Genomic DNA, 16,247 nt, shown 5'->3' with positions numbered 1-16,247 from the left:
ATGGCCAGTGTAAAAGACCCCGTCTGCAGCATGACCATCGACAGCGGCACCGCTGCGGCCAACTATCGCTACGCGGGGCAGGATTACTGGTTCTGCTCCACGCACTGCCAGCAGGCATTCATTGCCGATCCGCAGCGCTATGCGCCGGCGAATGAGGCAACGATGGCTGCGGTGCCGCATGAGCATCATCACCAGCACACGCACGCAGCAGTGGCAGAGGCCGCCGCGCCCGGCGACAAGGCCAAGGACCCGATCTGCGGCATGGTGGTCAACAAGGCTACCGCGCTGAAAAGCGAACGCGGCGGGCGCAGCTATTACTTCTGCAGCGAAACCTGCCTGCGCACCTTCGAGTCGCCGGAAAACGAACTCAAGTCGATGAAGACCCGCGTCACCATCGCCATGACCGGGGTGCTGGCGCTGGCGGTGCTGCGTGCCGGTGCCTTCCTCGGGCTGGCGACCGGCGCCACGCTGCTGAGCTGGGCGCCGATCCCCGATCTGCCGTGGTTCACCTGGGGCATGTGGCTGTTCCTGCTGGTGACCCCGGTGCAGTTCATCGGCGGCTGGAGCTTCTACCGCGGCGCCTGGAACGCGCTGCGCACCCGCAATATCAACATGGACTTCCTGATCGCGCTGGGCACCTCGGTGGCCTACTTCTACAGCGTGGTGGTGATGTTCTTCCCGGACGTGCTGCCGGTGAAGGTGGCCGAACGCGATGTGTACTTTGAAGTCTCCGCGGTGATCATCGCCTTCGTGCTGCTGGGGCGTTACATGGAGGAAATCATCAAGAAGAAATCCTCCGCCGCCGTGCGCCGGCTGCTGGACCTAAAACCCGCCACCGCCCATGTGCTGCGCGATGGCCAGGAGGTGGAGATTCCGGCCGGCAGCATCATGGTCGGGGAAACCGTGGTGGTGAAACCCGGCGAGAAAATCGCCACCGACGGAGAGGTCATCTCCGGTCAGTCCACGGTGGATGAGTCGATGCTGACCGGCGAATCCATGCCGGTGGAAAAACAACCCGGCAGCAGCGTGATTGGCGGCACCCTCAACCGCGCCGGCGTGTTCCGCTTCCGGGCGACCCGCATCGGGGCGGACACCGCGCTGGCGCAGATCATCCGCATGGTGGAAGACGCGCAGACCAGCACCGCCCACATCCAGCGCCTGGCGGACGAGGTGACGCGTTACTTCGTGCCCGCCGTGGTCAGCCTGGCGGTGTTGGCCTTTGTCGGCTGGTGGCTGGCCGGTGACTTTCCGCAAGGACTGCTGGCCTTCATTGCGGTGCTGATCATTTCCTGCCCGTGTGCGCTGGGCATCGCCACCCCGGCAGCGCTGATGGTGGGCGTTGGCAAGGGCGCGGATGGCGGCATGCTGATTCGCGGTGGCGAGGTGCTGGAGCGGGCGGAGAAACTCAGCTGCGTGGTGTTCGACAAGACCGGCACCCTCACGCGCGGCGAGCCGACGGTAACCGACATCGTGCCGTTCGACGTGCATTCCGGGCTGGAGGTGCTGAGCCTGGCGGCGGCGGTGGAGTCCGGCTCGGAGCACCCGCTGGGTGAGGCCATCGTGCGGGAGGCTGTCCATCGACAGCTGACTTTGCCGCAGGCCAGCGCCATCAGCGCTCTGGCCGGGCTGGGCATTCGCGGCCAGGTGGGCGGTTTGCCGGTATGGCTGGGCAACCGGCGCTTGCTGGCGCAGCAGGGCATTGCCACCAGCGCGGCGGACGATGCCATGCGGCAGCTGGAGCAGAACGGCAAAACGGCAATGCTGGTGGGCTATGGCGACAAGCTGGTCGGCATCATTGCGGTGGCCGATACGCTGAAGCCGGAGGCTGGCGAAGCCATCGCCCAGCTCAAGCAGCAGCACATCAAGGTGGTGATGCTCAGCGGCGACAACCAGCGCACGGCGGATGCCATTGCCCGCCAGCTGGGTATCGAGCGGGTGATCGCCGAGGTGCTGCCGGAAGACAAGGCCAGGGTGATCCAGCAGCTGCAGCAGGAGGGCGAAGTGGTGGCCATGGTGGGCGACGGCGTCAACGATGCGCCGGCGCTGGCCACTGCCGACATCGGCATCGCCATCGGTTCCGGTTCGGATGTGGCCAAGGAAACCGGCGGCATCATCCTGATCCGCAACGATGTGCGCGACGTGGAAAACGCCATCCGGCTGTCGCGCGCCACCATGCGCAAGATCAAGCAGAACCTGTTCTGGGCCTTCATCTACAACAGCATCGGCATTCCCATTGCCGCGCTGGGGTTCATGAACCCGATGGTGGCCGGCGCCGCCATGGCGATGAGCTCGCTGTCGGTCATCGTCAACTCGGCGCTGCTCAAGCGGGTGCCGATCAGCACCCAGGCGGAAGGGGGCACATCATGAAGACGCGGGCCTACCAGCTATGCGCGCTGCTGGCGGTCGCCATCATGGCCTTCGTGCTGCTGCGCTATGGCTTGTCACCAGGCAGCTTGCTGCTGGCCCTGCTGTTGGCCGCATGCCCGTGGGGCGTGATCTGGCTGAGCTACCGGCTGACGCGACAGGCGGAATCCGAAATTGACGCCGCCATCGCCGCCAGCAAACAGCAGCGGCAAGGCAACCAGCCAGGCAAAGGAGTCTGACATGTCCGCACATCATGATCCGCATGACAAGCGCAGCCACTGGGTCTTCATCGGCTTCGTGCTGGTGGCCGGTTTCTTTCTGTTCACCGAGCACCGCGCGCATGTGCTGGGGGCGCTGCCGTACCTGCTGCTGTTGGCCTGCCCGCTGATGCATCTGTTCATGCATCACGGCCATCGGCATGGCGGGTCGTCGCACCGCCAACACCGGCACGATCAGGATGGAGAACAATCATGAATGACCATCTGCAGGCCTACGGTTTATGGGGGCTGGTGCTGATCAACTCGCTGGTATTCATCATCTTCGCCTTCAGCTTCACCAAGCCCAAGTCGGCGCGGGACTGGCGCTCGCTGGGGGTGTTCTCCGCCTTCATCGTGGCGCTGTTCACCGAGATGTACGGCTTTCCGCTGACCATCTACCTGCTGTCCGGCTGGTTGGGCAGCCGTTTCCCCGGCGTCGATTTCATGGCGCACGACAATGGCCACCTGCTGGAGGTGATGTTCGGCTGGCGTGGCAACCCGCACTGGGGGCCATTTCACCTGCTCAGCACGGCGCTGATCTTTGCCGGCTTCTGGCTGCTGTCCGCCGCCTGGCGCGTGCTGTATCACGCCCAGCGCCGGCATGAGCTGGCCACCAGCGGCCCCTACGCCCGCATCCGCCACCCGCAATACGTCGGCTTCGTCGTCATCATGTTCGGCTTCCTGCTGCAGTGGCCGACCCTGCTGACGCTGCTGATGTTCCCGATTCTGGTCTGGATCTACGCCCGCCTTGCCCTGCATGAAGAGGCCGACATGCTGGCGCAGTTTGGCGAGCGCTACGCATCCTACCGACAGCACACCCCCGCCTTCATCCCCGCCAAGGGGCAGACACAACAGCATTAGAGGAATCCATACATGCGCAAGCTTATTTCCGCCTCGCTGCTGCTCGCGTTTTCGCTGGCAGCCACCTCCGCACTGGCGGCGCCGTCCGGCACGGTGTTCACCGCCAACGAGCGCGGCAACTCAATCAGCCAGATCACGCTGGCAGACGGCAAGGTCAGCACCATCCCGCTGGAAATCTCGCCGCACAATGTGCAGGTCAGTGCCGATGGCAAGCGCCTGCTGGCGGTGGGCATGAACATCCATGCCGGCCACCACGGCAGCGGCCAGGGCGGCGGCGAGCTGCAGGTGTTCGAGCTGCCGCTGGGCAGCAAGCCGAACTTGGTGCTGCCGGTAGCCGGGCACCCGGGCCATGTCGTTACCGACCGCGACGGCAAGCTGGCCTTCGTCACCGATGCCGACAACAACGCGGTGCAGGTATACGAGCTGGAAAGCAGGCGGCAGCTCGCCACCATCAACACCGGCAATTATCCGCACGGCCTGCGACTGAGCCCGGATGGCCGCAGCCTGTACGTGGCCAACGTGAAGAGCGACAACGTGTCGGTGATTGATGTGGTCAGCCTGCGGGAAACCGGGCGCATCGCCGTGGGCAAGGCTCCGGTGCAGGTGGGTTTCGCCGCCGATGGCAAGCAGGCCTATGTGTCGCTGAGCGCGGAAAACGCGCTGGGGCTGATCGACACCGCCAGCCGCAGGCTGAGCGGCAAGGTCAAGGTTGGCCGCAACCCTATCCAGATGTACGCCACCCCGGACGGCGGCAAGGTGTTCGTGGCTAATCAGGGCAGCAGCAAGCAGCCGGACGATCGGGTATCGGTGGTGGACCCCGCCGCCGGCAAGGCCATCGCCGAGGTGAAAACAGGCGCCGGTGCGCACGGTGTGGCCATCAGCGGCGACGGCCAGTACGTGTTTGTCAGCAATATCGAAGCCGGCTCGGTGTCGGTGATCGACAGCCGGCAACACCGCGTGGTCGGCACCTACCAGGTCGGGGCAGGGCCGAACGGCATCAGCTACCGCGACTAAGCGGAGACAGTGACGGCTGCCTTCCCGCAGAAGGCAGCCGTTCGCCTGGCGCCGGCCGCGTCAGGCCGGTGGCGGGAGGAGGGCGCCAAGCTGCTCGCCCCACTGTTGCAGCTGGTCCAGGATCTGCAGTTGCTGCGCATCGGCACCGGCGCGCAGGTCGGCAATTTCCTGCCGGAACGCGGTAAAGGTGCGCCCCGGCGGCGTGCCCAAGTGCAGCTTGCGCGCGCACCACTGCTGCCAGTGCTGGCGTTCTTCCGCGCTGAGGCTGTCGGGGAAGTTGCGCGCGCGGTAGCGGTACAGCAGGCGCTGCAGCTGCGGGTCGTCGAAGCTTTCGCGCGCCGCGGCCAGCGCCGGTGCCGACAGGCCGCGCAGGCGGTTGAGGGTGCGCCGGTCCTGGTTGGAGACAAAGCCGCCGTATAGGTTTTCATCGACATCCGGCGTCTCGCCCGGCTCGCGGCGGAACACCTCGCGCCACAGCGGCGCCAGATCGGGCAGCGCCTGCGCGTGGGCGGCGTGGCGCTGCACGCTGTCCATGTCGATGCCCAGCTGTTGCGCCCGTTCCGCGCGCAACACGCGCAGGTCGCTGACCACGAACGGCGACTTGTTGACGTGGATGCTCTTGATCGGCAGCCGGCTTTCCCCCTCCGCCAGCTCGCTGCTTTTGGTGAACAGCCGGCGGCGAACGTTGGCCGCATCCAGCGCCAGCAGCTCGCGCGGATCGTGCGCCAGATCCCAGACCAGCACCTCGTTCTTGTTGCTCGGATGCTCCGCCAGCGGCCACACCAGCGCCAGGTTGCCGCGCTCGCTGCCGAACATGCCGGAGATGTGGATCAGCGGCACCGGCTGGTGCAGCTGCAGCTGGTGGCGCACCGCGTCTTTCTGTCGCAGGCTGAGGCAGAACGCGAACAGCCGTGGCTGCTTGTCACGGATCAGCCTCGCCAGCGCGATGGTGGCGCGCACGTCGGACAGCGCGTCGTGGGCGGCGTCGTGGACGAGGCCGTTGGCCGCGGTCAGGTGCTCCAGCTTGAAGCTGGGCAGGCCGGTTTCGTGGCGCGGCCAGTTGATGCCTTCCGGGCGCAGCGCGTAGGTGGCGCGCACCACGTCCAGCAGATCCCAGCGGCCGCAGCGGTTTTGCCATTCGCGGGCGTAGGGGTCGATCAGGTTGCGCCAGAACAGGAAGCGGGTGACCTCGTCGTCGAAGCGGATCGAGTTGTAGCCGACGCCGATGGTGCCCGGCTCGGCCAGCTCGCGTTCGATGGCGGCGGCAAACTGCTGCTCCGGCACCCCGAGCTCGGCGCAGCGCTGCGGCGTGATGCCGGTGAGCAGGCAGGCTTCCGGCGCCGGCAGGTAGTCGCGGGCCGGCTGGCAGTAAAGCATCACCGGTTCGCCGATTTCGTTGAGCTCGGCATCGGTGCGGATGCCGGCAAACTGCGCCGGGCGGTCGCTGCGCGGCACCGCGCCGAAGGTTTCGTAGTCGTGCCAGAAGAAGGTCGGGGCTGACATGCTGGTTCCGCATCCACTAAAAGCGCGATTGTCGCACCGCGGCTGCTTGCGGCCAACCTTGCGCCGCCCGGGCGCATGGCAGGATGACGATTTCCCTCCTATTCTGAAAGGCGGCCCATGCTTGTCCGGCGAGTATGGGCCGTATCGATCAACTCCGCGCAGTCGGTGACCTATGACGCAGATACCGGGCAAGTTGGCCACGGCGGATAGCCAGTTGCTGTTGTCAGGGCAGCAGGGGCTGCTGTGGCTGGTGCAGCAGCTGCCGGACATGGCCTGGCTGAAGGATGCCGGCGGGCGTTACCTGGCCTGCAACCGCCGCTTCGAGGCCTTTGCCGGCGTCAGCCGCCAGGCCATCATCGGCCAGAGCGACACCATGGTGCTGGGGCCGCAGCAGGCGGCGGCACTGAGCCAGGCCGACCTCGCCGCGCTGGCGGCGGAAGAACCGTTGTCCAGCCAGCAGTGGCTGGTGTCGGCGGATGGGCAGCGCATCCTGCTGGAAATCGTGGCCACGCCGCTGCAGGCCGAGGACGGCGTGTTCGGCGTGCTCGGCACCGCGCGCGACATTACCCGCCAATACCTCAGCGACCTGGCCTTGCGTGCGAGCCAGGACCGTTTCCGCGCCATTTTCGAAAACACCGACGCACTGGCGATCCAGGGCTACGCGCCGGACGGCACCGTGCTGTACTGGAACCACGCCTCGGAGGCACTGTACGGCTACAGCGCGGCCGAGGCGCTGGGGCGCACCCTGTTCGAGCTGATCATTCCGCCGCCGGCCCGGGCGCATGTCGAGGCCGAGGTGGCGTGGATGTTCCGCGAGCGGCGCGGCGTGCCCGCCGCCCGTCTCGGCCTGCAGCACAAGGATGGCCATATCGTGCAGGTCTACTCCAGCCACGCGATGGTGGAGTCGCCGCAGAGCGGGCTGACCCTGTTCTGCCTCGATATCGACCTCTCCGCGCTGGTGCGCGCCGAGGCGGCGTGGCGCGACAGCGAGCGGCGCTACCGTGCGCTGTTCGATGCCTCCGGCGACGGCATCTTCGTGCTGCACGGGCAGATCGTCGTCGACTGCAACCAGGCGGCGGCGGAGATCTTCCACTGCAAGCAGGCCGACCTGACCGGACAGTCGCTGGAAGCGCTGTCGCCGTTGCGGCAGGATGGCGGCGTGTCGTCGCGGCAATTGCTGGGCAATTATCTGCAGCGTGACGGCGATAGCCCGGCTCACCGCTTCGAGTGGCGCCACCTGCGCCGCGACGGCAGCGAGTTCGATGCCGAGTGGATCGTGACCGCGGTGGAAATCGCCGCGGTGCCGCATTGCCTGGTGTCGTTCCGCGATATCACGGAAAAGAAGAAGTCGGCGCAGCTGATCTGGGAGCAGGCCAACTTCGACTCGCTAACCGGCTTGCCCAACCGTCACCGCTTCCTCGACCGCTTCGCGCTGGAATTGCGCAAGAGCGAGCGCAGCAACAGCCAGCTCGCGCTGCTGTTCATCGACCTGGACCACTTCAAGGAGGTCAACGACACCCTCGGCCATCGCGCCGGCGACCTGCTGCTGAAAGAGGCGGCATTGCGCCTGCAGGGCTGCCTGCGCGAGACCGACACCGTGGCCCGCCTCGGCGGCGACGAATTCACCATCGTGATCAGCGACATGGAGTCGGAGCAATCGCTGGAGCGGGTGACGCAGCAGGTGCTGCAAAGGTTGGCCGCACCGTTCTGCCTTGGCGACGAGCAGGTGTACGTGTCGGCCAGCATCGGCATCACGCTGTTCCCGCAGGACGGCGACAATATCGACGTGTTGCAGCGCAATGCCGACCAGGCGATGTACGCGGCCAAGAAGGCGGGGCGCAACGGCTACTGCTACTACGCGGCGATGCCCAGGGCCTCGCTGGCCTGATCCACGCCGAACGGATCTGAGCGCCGCACCATGGCAAAACGCCCGTCACGGAGGTGACGGGCGTTTTGCTGGCGGGTGCCGCGGCGGTCAGGTCAAATCCTGGCGCAGCGCCTCGGTAAAGCTGAGTCCGGCCAGCTCGCGCATGCCGCGCGAGATGTAGTACAGCACCGCCATCATCATCAGCAGCGACGGGATGGCGATCATCGGGTAGCTCAGCAGTGTCATGCGGCCCAGCTCCTCGTTGAAGGCTTCGGTGCCGGACGGGCTGGTGACGATCCACTTCGCCAGCACGTAGTTCATCACCGAGGAAAAGAAGAAGGTGGCGCTGAGCAGGTAGGTCGCCTTCAGCAGGCGCGCCTCGAACTGGCGGGTGTTGCCGCGCTGTTCCAGGTGTTGCTGCACCTTGGCGACGTCGATCACCGCCGGGGTGTAGAGCACGGTCTTGATCAGCGGGTAGCGGGTGCGGGTCGAGGCCAGCACCGCAATGCCGATCAGGCCGGGAATGGCGGCTTCCTTCACCGCCAGCCACTGCGCGTCCAGGTGCAGCAGGCCGATGCCGCCGGTGAGCAGGATGCTGACCAGGCCGAGGATGGCAATGAAGTTGGTCTTGCGGTTGCGCAGCAGGTCGTACAGCCCCCAGCCCAGCGGAAAGGCCAAGGCCAGCAGCAGCGCGTTGGCGGTGCCGAGATACTGTTCCGTGCTGAGCTTCATCAGGACCAGCGAGGGAATCACGATGTTGATGATCAGCTCGAGGAGCTGGTTGTTCTTCTTTGCTGCGGCCATGGTCGTCCTGTGGCAATGGGCAAGCCTGCAGCCATTCATCAGGGTGCAGGGGGCGTTTATTCGGTTACGAGGGGGTTAGAGTGCGCGCGGTGGCGATGGTTCGCGCGACCGCCGGGCACGATCGCGCAATTCTAGCGCTTGTTGCCGCGGCTGGGGATGGCGCGGGCCAAAAAAACAGGCCCTGCCAGCCACCGCTGACGGTGGCTGGCAGGGCCGCGAGACGTCGTGCGATCAGCTGGCTTGCGATTGCAGGTAGTTGTTGAGCCCCATGGACTTGATCAGGCCCAGCTGTTGCTCCAGCCAGTGCGCGTGGTCGACTTCGGTGTCGTCCAGCAGCTTGGTCAGGATGCTGCGGGTGACGAAGTCGTGTTCCTTCTCCGCCAGCACGATGGCCTTTTTCAGGGCGGCGGCGACTTCGTATTCCGTTTCCAGGTCGTTGGCCAGCATGGTCGGCACGTCCTTGCCGATGCGCAGCTTGCCGCGCGGGGCGATGTCCGGCACGCCGTCGAGGAACAGGATGCGCTCGATCAGCATCTTGGCGTGGCCCATTTCCTCGTCGCGCTCGTGGTGCAGGCGCTCGTACAGTTTGCCGTAGCCCCAGTTGCCGTACATTTCGCTGTGGATGAAGTACTGGTCAACCGAGGTCATTTCTGCCGTCAGCAGGGTATTCAGGGCGTCGATGATTTTCTTGCTGCCTTGCATGGTGCCGCTCCTCAGTCTTCCATTTGCGATTGCAGGTAGTTGGCGAGGCCAACGTCCTTGATCAGGGTTTGCTGGGTTTCCAGCCAGTCCACGTATTCCTCTTCCGCTTCCAGCAGCTCGGTCAGCTCTTCGCGGGTAACGTAGTCTTCCGCTTTTTCGCTGAGGGTGATGCTCTTGCGCAGCTCGCCGATGTGGCCGCTGACCAAGGCAATGTCACAGGCCAGCATTTCCTCGACATTCTCGCCGATCATCAGCTTGCCCAGCTGCTGCAGGTTGGGCAGGCCTTCCAGGAACAGGATGCGCTCGATCAGCTCGTCGGCGCGTTTCATCGCCTTGATCGACTGGTGGTAGAAGTGCTTGTTGAGGCCGTTCAGTCCCCAGTTCTTGCACATGCGGGCGTGCAGGAAAAACTGGTTGATGGCGGTCAGCTCGTTGCACAGCACGGTGTTGAGCGCCTTGATTACGGCTTTGTCGCCTTGCATGGGAGGTGCTCCTTCGTCATAAATCGTATTGATATATTTTAATTCAATATCGGGTAAGGGCAAGGTATTAATCAATTTTGAAAATGATGGATTATTCTCTGGCGAATATTTCTTTTAATAATCAAGCCTTGCCGGGGGCGTTTATTCTCGGGCGTCAATTAACCATTTTCGTAATGGGTGTAAATCAACTGAAAATCAGTTTTATCTGGCCATCGATGCGCTTGGGCATCGACCCGTCAGGCGTAGCAGCATGGCGGCGGATCATGACATGCAGTAGTCGCAATTTCATGACGCGGCGCCTATACCGGTAAAACCATGTCCAATTTCTTGCCGGGGAGTGAGCAGATGAGTCTCAATGTACTTGCCGTATGTGGCAGCTTGCGCCAGAAATCCACCAACAAGGGCCTGATGCGTTACGCGGTGGCCAATGCGCCGGGGGGCATGCAGATCGCGGTGGCCGATCTGTCGGAGGTGCCGTTCTACAATGCCGACATCACGGTCAAGCCGGCATCGGTGGTGACGCTGTTGCAGCAGTTTGCCGACGCCGACGCCTTGCTGCTGGTGTGTCCGGAGTACAACTACTCGATGGCGCCGGCGCTGAAAAACGCGCTGGACTGGGCGTCGCGCGAGCCGGGTAACGCGCTGCTCAGCGGCAAGCCGGCGGCGATCATGGGTGCGGCCGGCGGCATGGGCAGCTCGCGCGCGCAGCACCACCTGCGCCAGAGCGGCGTGTTCCTCAACCTGCACATCCTGAACCAGCCGGAAGTATTCGCCAACGCGTTCAGCACCTCCTTTGACGGCGACGGCAATCTGGTGGACACCGCAATCCAGGAGAAGATCCGCCTGCTGCTGGCGGCCTTGCAGGCCTGGCATCTGCAGCTGAAAGGCTGAGTCACGCGACGGCACAAAAGCAAAACACCCCGCCGCGGCGGGGTGTCGTCGTTGCGGCCAACGTTGGCCGCAGGGCCGGGCTTAGCGTCGCTAAAAAAACCTCGCAGAGCGCCTGAGCCAAGGCGCGCCGACGCAGACAGTACCAGTCGTACGGCAAGGAGGCGCAACGCAGGATCAGGGGTTTGTTAGTGGCTCTTACTGGATGATGCCGCCGCCCAGGCAGATGTCGCCGTCGTACAGCACCGCCGACTGGCCGGGGGTGACCGCCCACTGCTTGTCGCGGAAGGTGAGGGTGGCACGGCCGTCGACGATGGGCGACAGGCTGCACGGCGCGTCGGTCATGCGGTAGCGGTTCTTGGCGGCGTAGTCGCCGGCGGCCGGCGGCTGCGGCAGCGTCCACGACAGATCGTCCATTGCCAGTGTCGATTTCAGCAACAGCGGGTGGTCGTGACCCTGCACCACGATCAGCTTGTTGCCGGGAATGTCCTTGCCGGCGACGAACCACGGTTCGCCGTTGCCGTCCTTGTTGCCGCCGATATTCAGGCCCTTGCGCTGGCCCAGGGTGTAGAACATCAGCCCGACGTGCTCGCCCACCACCTTGCCGTCCGGGGTGATCATTTCGCCCGGCTTGGTCGGCAGGTAGCGCTGCAGGAACTCGCGGAACGGGCGCTCGCCGATGAAGCAGATGCCGGTGGAGTCCTTCTTGGCGGCAGTCGGCAGTCCGGCTTCCTCGGCCAGACGGCGCACCTCGGTCTTGTGGATGTCGCCCAGCGGGAACAGTGCCTTTGCCAGCTGGTGCTGTTGCAGGCGGTACAGGAAGTAGCTCTGGTCCTTGGTGTGGTCGACGCCCTTCATCAGGTAGTGCACGCCGTCCTGTTCCAGCTTGCGCGCGTAGTGGCCGGTGGCGATGAAGTCGGCACCCAGTTCCAGCGCGTAATCGAGGAAGGCCTTGAACTTGATCTCGGCGTTGCACAGCACGTCCGGGTTCGGGGTGCGGCCGGCGGAGTACTCCTTCAGGAAGTAGGAGAACACGCGGTCCTTGTACTCCTTGGCGAAGTTGACGATCTCCATGTCGATGCCGACGATGTCGGCCACGCTCATCGCGTCCAGCGCGTCCTGCTTGATGGAGCAGTATTCGTCGTCGTTGTCGTCTTCCCAGTTCTGCATGAACACGCCGATCACTTCGTGGCCCTGCTGCTTCAGCAGCCAGGCGGTGACCGACGAATCCACGCCGCCGGACATGCCGACGACAATACGTTTTTTACCCGTCACGGAGAAAATCCTTCCTTCCAAATAGCAAGAGGCACCACCACCGGCGGTGCCCCGAAATCCCGGAACCAGCTGTCGATCACCCAATCCTGGCCTGATGTCACGTCGCGCACGGCCACCGCCGCGTGATGGTCGAACAGCAGCGGTGCACGATGTACCTGGCCCAGCAGCTGGTGGTGGCGCAGCCAGCCCTTGTCGGCCAGCAATTGCAGCAGCACCAGCACATTATGGCTGTGATCGAGACAATCCATGCGGCCAACGTTGGTCGCATCCTCGTGATTGCCGCCGCGGTCGCTGGCGATCGGCGCCTCGCGCGCCGCGCGCTGGTAATACGACAACACGATGTCCTGCAGCGCTGCGCGCTCGGCGGTGGCGTCGACCGCATCATCCAGCCGCTGTCTAAACCATATCTGGGCAGTGTCGTCCACTTCAATGCGGCGGTTGCGATCGCAGCCGTAATGGTAACAGAGCGTCAGTTCCTCCGCACCGGCGGCCACGGCCGGCAGCGCCGCGAGCAGCGCAATCGACAGCCAGCGCACGAGGGGTCTCACCGCTCAGCCCGGCAAGTGGTGATGGATCAGGTCGAGGCTGGCGCGCTGGCCGGCAAGGTAGTCCTGCAGGCAGCGCCCCACCAGCGGGCTGCGCCATAGCGCCGCGCTGGCCATGATCTCGTCCGCGCTCAGCCATTCCGCGGCGAGGATGCCGTCGTCCAGCCGCTGCGCCGGGTCGTACGCGCCGGCGTCACCGCAGAAGGCGAAGCGCAGATAGGTGATGTCGCTGCCGGCCTTGTCCGCCAGATAGATGCCGACCAGCGCCCGCGGCGTGAAGGTGTGGGCGGTTTCCTCGCGCGCTTCGCGCACCACCGCCTGCAGCAGGGTTTCGCCGTACTCCAGATGGCCGGCCGGCTGGTTGAGGCGGACGCCGTCGTCGGTCTGCTCGCGCACCATCAGGAAGCGGCCGTCGCGCTCGATGATGGCGGCGACTGTGGTATTCGGTTTCCATTGCGGGCTGCTCATCGCGGATTTGCCTTTCCTCAATTGACAATCGTTATCATTGTCTTCTAGTATGGTAATCAAGATCAATTCTTATTCAGGATTCATGCCATGTACGTCTGCCTTTGCCACGGAGTAACCGATCGCGATATCCGCGCCGCCGTTTGCAATGGTGCCACGCGCATGAGCGATCTGGCGCGCGAACTGAAGGTCGCCACCGAGTGCGGCAGCTGTGCCTGCCAGGCCAACCAGATCCGCAAGCAGACGCTGCTGCAGATCAGCGAGCCGGAACTGGCCGCCGCCTGAGCCCGGCAATCTCCCGCAGTCGCCACAGCCCGTCAAGCACCTGACGGGCTTTTTGCTATCCTGAAAACAGCACGCCTGCTGCCAGCACCGGGGAACACGCGTACAATGCGCGCCAAACCTGACGGAGAACGAACATGACCGATTTCAATGAAACAGACCTGGCGCGTCTGGAAACGCTGCTGACCCCGCTGTCGCAGGCCGGCACCACCATGCGCCCGGACGAAGTGCAGGGCTTCTTCTGCGCGCTGGCGTGCGGCCCGGACAAGCTCACCATCGACGACTGGCTGGAAGACGTGCTCGGCGATGCGCCGGCCTTTGAAAGCGCCGACAGCGAAGCCGAAATCAAGGCGCTGCTGCAGAAGTACTACGACGCCGCCGCCGAGGCGCTGGCCGACGGCGACCTGCCGGAACTGACGCTGTATAGCGAGGAAGAGGGCGAGGCGCCGGACTTCCGCCCGTGGTGCAACGCCTTCATGTACGCGCTGGACGTGGTGCCGACCGACTGGTTCGAGGCCGCCGACGACGAGGGCTTCGAAGAGCTGCTGATGCCGGTGATGGCGCTGGGCGGCATGTTCGATGCCGACGGCGACGAGCCGGCGATGATGGAATTCACCGCCGCCGAGCTGGAAAGCTTCAAGAGCGAGCTGGACGAGGCGGTGCTGGCGGTGTACGCCTACTGGCGCGCCAAGGAGCAGGCGCCGGTGACCATGCGCCGTGAAGGCGACAAGGTTGGCCGCAACGATCCGTGCCCGTGCGGCAGCGGCAAGAAGTACAAGGCCTGCTGCGGCCAGAACTGATCGCGCCGGAACACGCCGCCTGACGGACTGCGCGCAGCCCGCAGGCGGTTTTTGTTTGCCGGCGGCGCCTCGTCCGCCCTTGCCATCCGGCGCATCGCGCGCTGTTTTTCCCCCCGACGGATACCCATGACCGAACCCACGATTGTCCCCGACACCGCGTCCGAAGACGCCATCGGCGCGCTGAACGCCTATCTGCAGCAGTACCACGCCACGCTGGTGACCACCGAGGGCAGCTACGCCGTCTCGGTACAGGGGCAGATCAAGGTCGGCAAGCGCACCGTGCCTTACCACCTGGTGCCGGACGCTGGCTTCCTCGGCAAAACCGGCAAGTGGCGCAAGCTCGACGCCGCCGAACGGCTGGCGCTGGTCCGGCTGCGCTGGAACGACGAGGCGCGCGAACGCCTCGAGGCGCAGCTGCTGCGCTGCGCCGGCCAGGTGATGACGCTGGCGAATGAGCACCGCGTCGATCCGCAAAGCGCGCTCAACGCGCTGCAGGCCAAGTACGAGCTGGCGCGGCTGCGCTGCGAGCTGGCGCTGGACCGCATCGCGGCACTGGTGGCGACCCGCGCCGCCGCCAGCCAGGCGGAGAAGACCCGCAACGCGATCAACCTGTCGCTGTACCCGGAGTCGTTCACCCTCGCCGCCGGCATGCAGCGCCACTTCATCGCGGTGCTGGGACCGACCAACTCCGGCAAGACCCACGCCGCGATGGAGCACCTGGCGCAGGCGAAAACCGGCGTCTACCTCGCGCCGCTGCGGCTGCTGGCGATGGAAAACTACCAGCGCCTGCTGGGTGCCAATGTCGCGGTCAGTCTGATCACCGGCGAGCAGCGCAAGCTGCACCCGTACGCCAGCCACGTGGCCAGCACCGTGGAAATGCTCAACCCCAACCGTGAGGTGGACGTGGCGGTGATCGACGAAATCCAGCTGCTGGACGACCCGGATCGCGGCGCGGCGTGGACGGCGGCGGTGTGCGGCGTGCCGGCGCAGACGGTGTACCTGCTCGGCGCGCTGGAAGCCAAGGAGGCGATCCAGTCGCTGGTCAAGCGCGTCGGCGGCACGCTGGAAATCCGCGAGCTGCAGCGCAAGTCGCCGTTGGAAATGGAAAAGGCGCCGCTGGGCAGCCTGAAAAACCTGCGCACCGGCGACGTGCTGATCGCCTTCTCGCGCCGCGAGGTGCTGAACTGGCGCGACCAGGCCATCGCGCAGGGCCTGAGCGTGTCGGCGATCTACGGCAACCTGTCGCCGGAAGTGCGCCAGGCGCAGGCCGAGCGCTTCATCGACGGCGAGACGCAGGTGGTGGTCGGCACCGACGCCATCGGTATGGGCCTGAACACCCCGGCGCGGCGCGTGATCTTCACCACCTCCAGCAAGTGGGACGGCTACGCCGAAGGCACCATCGCCGCCGCGCTGGCCAAGCAGATCGCCGGCCGCGCCGGCCGTTTCGGCCAGCACGAGACCGGCTACGTCGCCGGCTTCGACGGCAAGACGCACAAGGTGATCGCCGCCTTGCTGCAGCAAAAGCTGGAGCCGCTGCCGAGTACCGGTTTCTACGTGGCGCCCAACCTGTCCTACCTGCAGCAGATCGCCGAGGCCAGCGGCCAGGAGCGGCTGCAGGCGCTGCTGGAACTGTTCGCCAAGCACATCAACGTGCACGACGAGTTCTTCCTGCCGGCCAACCTCAGCGACCAGATCGAGAAGGCCAAGTGGCTGGACACGCTGCCCCTGCCGCTGGAAGACCGCTTCCTGTTCAGCCTGTGCCCGGTCTCGACCAAGATCGCGATGCTGGAACACGCGCTGCAGGACTGGGCCGAGTGCCGCGCCCGGGGCAAACAGGCGTCGCTGCTGCGCATGGAAGGCCGTGGCGGCCGCAACGAGCTGCAGTTCCTCGAGGACACCTGCAAGCTGTACTCCGCCTACGCCTGGCTCAGCTACCGCATGCCGGAAACCTTCCCGCACGGCGAACTGGCGCAAAGCCTGATGCAGTCGACGTCGGAGAAGATCGACGCCTTGCTGCAGGTGCAGAACACCCGTCACCGCCAGCAGCGCAAGCCGGCGCACAAGCCGACCCACATCACGCCGCCAAAACGCGGCGGCCCGCCCAAGGTTGGCCGCAAGCCGCGCACTTGATGCAGGTA

Annotated in this window: 17 protein-coding genes; 10 read left to right on the top strand and 7 right to left on the bottom strand. The window is 65.2% G+C overall.

Annotation, left to right across the window (positions count from 1 at the left end; translation table 11 throughout):
- From IE100_RS10575 to IE100_RS10555, 5 genes are read left to right on the top strand one after another with little or no spacing between them, the layout of a single operon-like run.
- On the top strand, positions 1–2,367 hold the full coding sequence (locus IE100_RS10575) for a heavy metal translocating P-type ATPase (protein ID WP_189374048.1): 2,367 nt from the start codon (positions 1–3) through the stop codon (positions 2,365–2,367).
- Positions 2,364–2,603, top strand: coding sequence for a hypothetical protein (locus IE100_RS10570; RefSeq protein WP_189374047.1), 240 nt, complete (start codon positions 2,364–2,366; stop codon positions 2,601–2,603). The genes IE100_RS10575 and IE100_RS10570 overlap by 4 nt, the downstream gene beginning before the upstream one ends.
- Before the next feature lies 1 nt (position 2,604).
- Complete coding sequence (locus IE100_RS10565) at positions 2,605–2,838, top strand: DUF2933 domain-containing protein (RefSeq protein ID WP_189374046.1); 234 nt, start codon at positions 2,605–2,607, stop codon at positions 2,836–2,838.
- A complete protein-coding gene (locus tag IE100_RS10560) occupies positions 2,835–3,482 on the top strand; it encodes a methyltransferase family protein (RefSeq protein ID WP_189374045.1) in 648 nt (215 codons plus the stop codon). The genes IE100_RS10565 and IE100_RS10560 overlap by 4 nt, the downstream gene beginning before the upstream one ends.
- A 12-nt stretch (positions 3,483–3,494) precedes the next feature.
- Positions 3,495–4,496: a YncE family protein gene (locus IE100_RS10555; RefSeq protein WP_189374044.1), complete on the top strand. Its 1,002-nt coding sequence runs from the start codon at positions 3,495–3,497 to the stop codon at positions 4,494–4,496.
- 60 nt (positions 4,497–4,556) lie between these two features.
- Here IE100_RS10555 and sbcB read toward each other — a convergent pair whose 3' ends face one another.
- A complete protein-coding gene (gene sbcB / locus IE100_RS10550; protein ID WP_189374043.1) occupies positions 4,557–5,999 on the bottom strand; it encodes an exodeoxyribonuclease I in 1,443 nt (480 codons plus the stop codon).
- A 172-nt stretch (positions 6,000–6,171) separates the two neighbouring features.
- On the opposite strand from sbcB, the gene IE100_RS10545 reads away from it, so the two are divergent.
- A complete protein-coding gene (locus IE100_RS10545; protein WP_189374042.1) occupies positions 6,172–7,887 on the top strand; it encodes a sensor domain-containing protein in 1,716 nt (571 codons plus the stop codon).
- A gap of 87 nt (positions 7,888–7,974) precedes the next feature.
- On the opposite strand, the gene IE100_RS10540 is transcribed toward IE100_RS10545, so the two are convergent.
- The 3 genes from IE100_RS10540 to bfr (IE100_RS10530) form a co-directional block, all read right to left on the bottom strand.
- Positions 7,975–8,670, bottom strand: coding sequence for a VC0807 family protein (locus tag IE100_RS10540; RefSeq protein WP_189374041.1), 696 nt, complete (start codon positions 8,668–8,670; stop codon positions 7,975–7,977).
- 231 nt (positions 8,671–8,901) lie between these two features.
- Positions 8,902–9,372 (bottom strand): bacterioferritin, encoded by a 471-nt coding sequence (gene bfr, locus IE100_RS10535; RefSeq protein ID WP_189374040.1) that lies wholly within the window; start codon positions 9,370–9,372, stop codon positions 8,902–8,904.
- A gap of 11 nt (positions 9,373–9,383) precedes the next feature.
- Entirely contained in the window at positions 9,384–9,854 is a 471-nt protein-coding gene (gene bfr / locus IE100_RS10530) for a bacterioferritin (protein ID WP_189374039.1), read from the bottom strand.
- A 345-nt stretch (positions 9,855–10,199) separates the two neighbouring features.
- Between bfr (IE100_RS10530) and IE100_RS10525 the strand changes: the two genes are divergently transcribed.
- Entirely contained in the window at positions 10,200–10,745 is a 546-nt protein-coding gene (locus IE100_RS10525) for an NADPH-dependent FMN reductase (RefSeq protein ID WP_189374038.1), read from the top strand.
- Between the two features lie 195 nt (positions 10,746–10,940).
- Here IE100_RS10525 and mnmA read toward each other — a convergent pair whose 3' ends face one another.
- Genes mnmA through IE100_RS10510 form a run of 3 tightly spaced genes read right to left on the bottom strand, consistent with a single transcriptional unit; the run spans position 10,941 to position 13,030 of the window.
- Positions 10,941–12,017 (bottom strand): tRNA 2-thiouridine(34) synthase MnmA, encoded by a 1,077-nt coding sequence (mnmA, locus tag IE100_RS10520; RefSeq protein WP_189374037.1) that lies wholly within the window; start codon positions 12,015–12,017, stop codon positions 10,941–10,943.
- Complete coding sequence (locus IE100_RS10515; RefSeq protein ID WP_229800330.1) at positions 12,014–12,553, bottom strand: hypothetical protein; 540 nt, start codon at positions 12,551–12,553, stop codon at positions 12,014–12,016. Before IE100_RS10515 ends, mnmA begins: the two co-directional genes overlap by 4 nt.
- Before the next feature lie 15 nt (positions 12,554–12,568).
- Entirely contained in the window at positions 12,569–13,030 is a 462-nt protein-coding gene (locus IE100_RS10510; protein ID WP_189374036.1) for an NUDIX hydrolase, read from the bottom strand.
- A gap of 87 nt (positions 13,031–13,117) precedes the next feature.
- Between IE100_RS10510 and IE100_RS10505 the strand changes: the two genes are divergently transcribed.
- The 3 genes from IE100_RS10505 (at position 13,118) to IE100_RS10495 (ending at position 16,239) form a co-directional block, all read left to right on the top strand.
- Positions 13,118–13,312: a (2Fe-2S)-binding protein gene (locus IE100_RS10505; RefSeq protein ID WP_047965996.1), complete on the top strand. Its 195-nt coding sequence runs from the start codon at positions 13,118–13,120 to the stop codon at positions 13,310–13,312.
- 134 nt (positions 13,313–13,446) lie between these two features.
- Complete coding sequence (locus IE100_RS10500; protein WP_189374035.1) at positions 13,447–14,109, top strand: YecA family protein; 663 nt, start codon at positions 13,447–13,449, stop codon at positions 14,107–14,109.
- 126 nt (positions 14,110–14,235) lie between these two features.
- Complete coding sequence (locus IE100_RS10495) at positions 14,236–16,239, top strand: helicase-related protein (protein WP_189374034.1); 2,004 nt, start codon at positions 14,236–14,238, stop codon at positions 16,237–16,239.
- Positions 16,240–16,247 lie beyond the last annotated feature (8 nt).

The organism is Vogesella alkaliphila (assembly GCF_014652475.1).
GTDB lineage: Bacteria > Pseudomonadota > Gammaproteobacteria > Burkholderiales > Chromobacteriaceae > Vogesella > Vogesella alkaliphila.
Note: the sequence above shows the minus strand (reverse complement) of the source record. Positions and strands in the feature narration are given on the sequence as shown.

Bases quoted from the DNA above. Each gene is read 5' to 3' on its own strand.
- IE100_RS10575 (WP_189374048.1), top strand. From the start codon at position 1: ATGGCCAGTGTAAAAGACCCCGTCTGCAGCATGACCATCGACAGCGGC.
- IE100_RS10570 (WP_189374047.1), top strand. From the start codon at position 2,364: ATGAAGACGCGGGCCTACCAGCTATGCGCGCTGCTGGCGGTCGCCATC.
- IE100_RS10565 (WP_189374046.1), top strand. From the start codon at position 2,605: ATGTCCGCACATCATGATCCGCATGACAAGCGCAGCCACTGGGTCTTC.
- IE100_RS10560 (WP_189374045.1), top strand. From the start codon at position 2,835: ATGAATGACCATCTGCAGGCCTACGGTTTATGGGGGCTGGTGCTGATC.
- IE100_RS10555 (WP_189374044.1), top strand. From the start codon at position 3,495: ATGCGCAAGCTTATTTCCGCCTCGCTGCTGCTCGCGTTTTCGCTGGCA.
- sbcB (WP_189374043.1), bottom strand. From the start codon at position 5,999: ATGTCAGCCCCGACCTTCTTCTGGCACGACTACGAAACCTTCGGCGCG.
- IE100_RS10545 (WP_189374042.1), top strand. From the start codon at position 6,172: ATGACGCAGATACCGGGCAAGTTGGCCACGGCGGATAGCCAGTTGCTG.
- IE100_RS10540 (WP_189374041.1), bottom strand. From the start codon at position 8,670: ATGGCCGCAGCAAAGAAGAACAACCAGCTCCTCGAGCTGATCATCAAC.
- bfr (WP_189374040.1), bottom strand. From the start codon at position 9,372: ATGCAAGGCAGCAAGAAAATCATCGACGCCCTGAATACCCTGCTGACG.
- bfr (WP_189374039.1), bottom strand. From the start codon at position 9,854: ATGCAAGGCGACAAAGCCGTAATCAAGGCGCTCAACACCGTGCTGTGC.
- IE100_RS10525 (WP_189374038.1), top strand. From the start codon at position 10,200: ATGAGTCTCAATGTACTTGCCGTATGTGGCAGCTTGCGCCAGAAATCC.
- IE100_RS10510 (WP_189374036.1), bottom strand. From the start codon at position 13,030: ATGAGCAGCCCGCAATGGAAACCGAATACCACAGTCGCCGCCATCATC.
- IE100_RS10505 (WP_047965996.1), top strand. From the start codon at position 13,118: ATGTACGTCTGCCTTTGCCACGGAGTAACCGATCGCGATATCCGCGCC.
- IE100_RS10500 (WP_189374035.1), top strand. From the start codon at position 13,447: ATGACCGATTTCAATGAAACAGACCTGGCGCGTCTGGAAACGCTGCTG.
- IE100_RS10495 (WP_189374034.1), top strand. From the start codon at position 14,236: ATGACCGAACCCACGATTGTCCCCGACACCGCGTCCGAAGACGCCATC.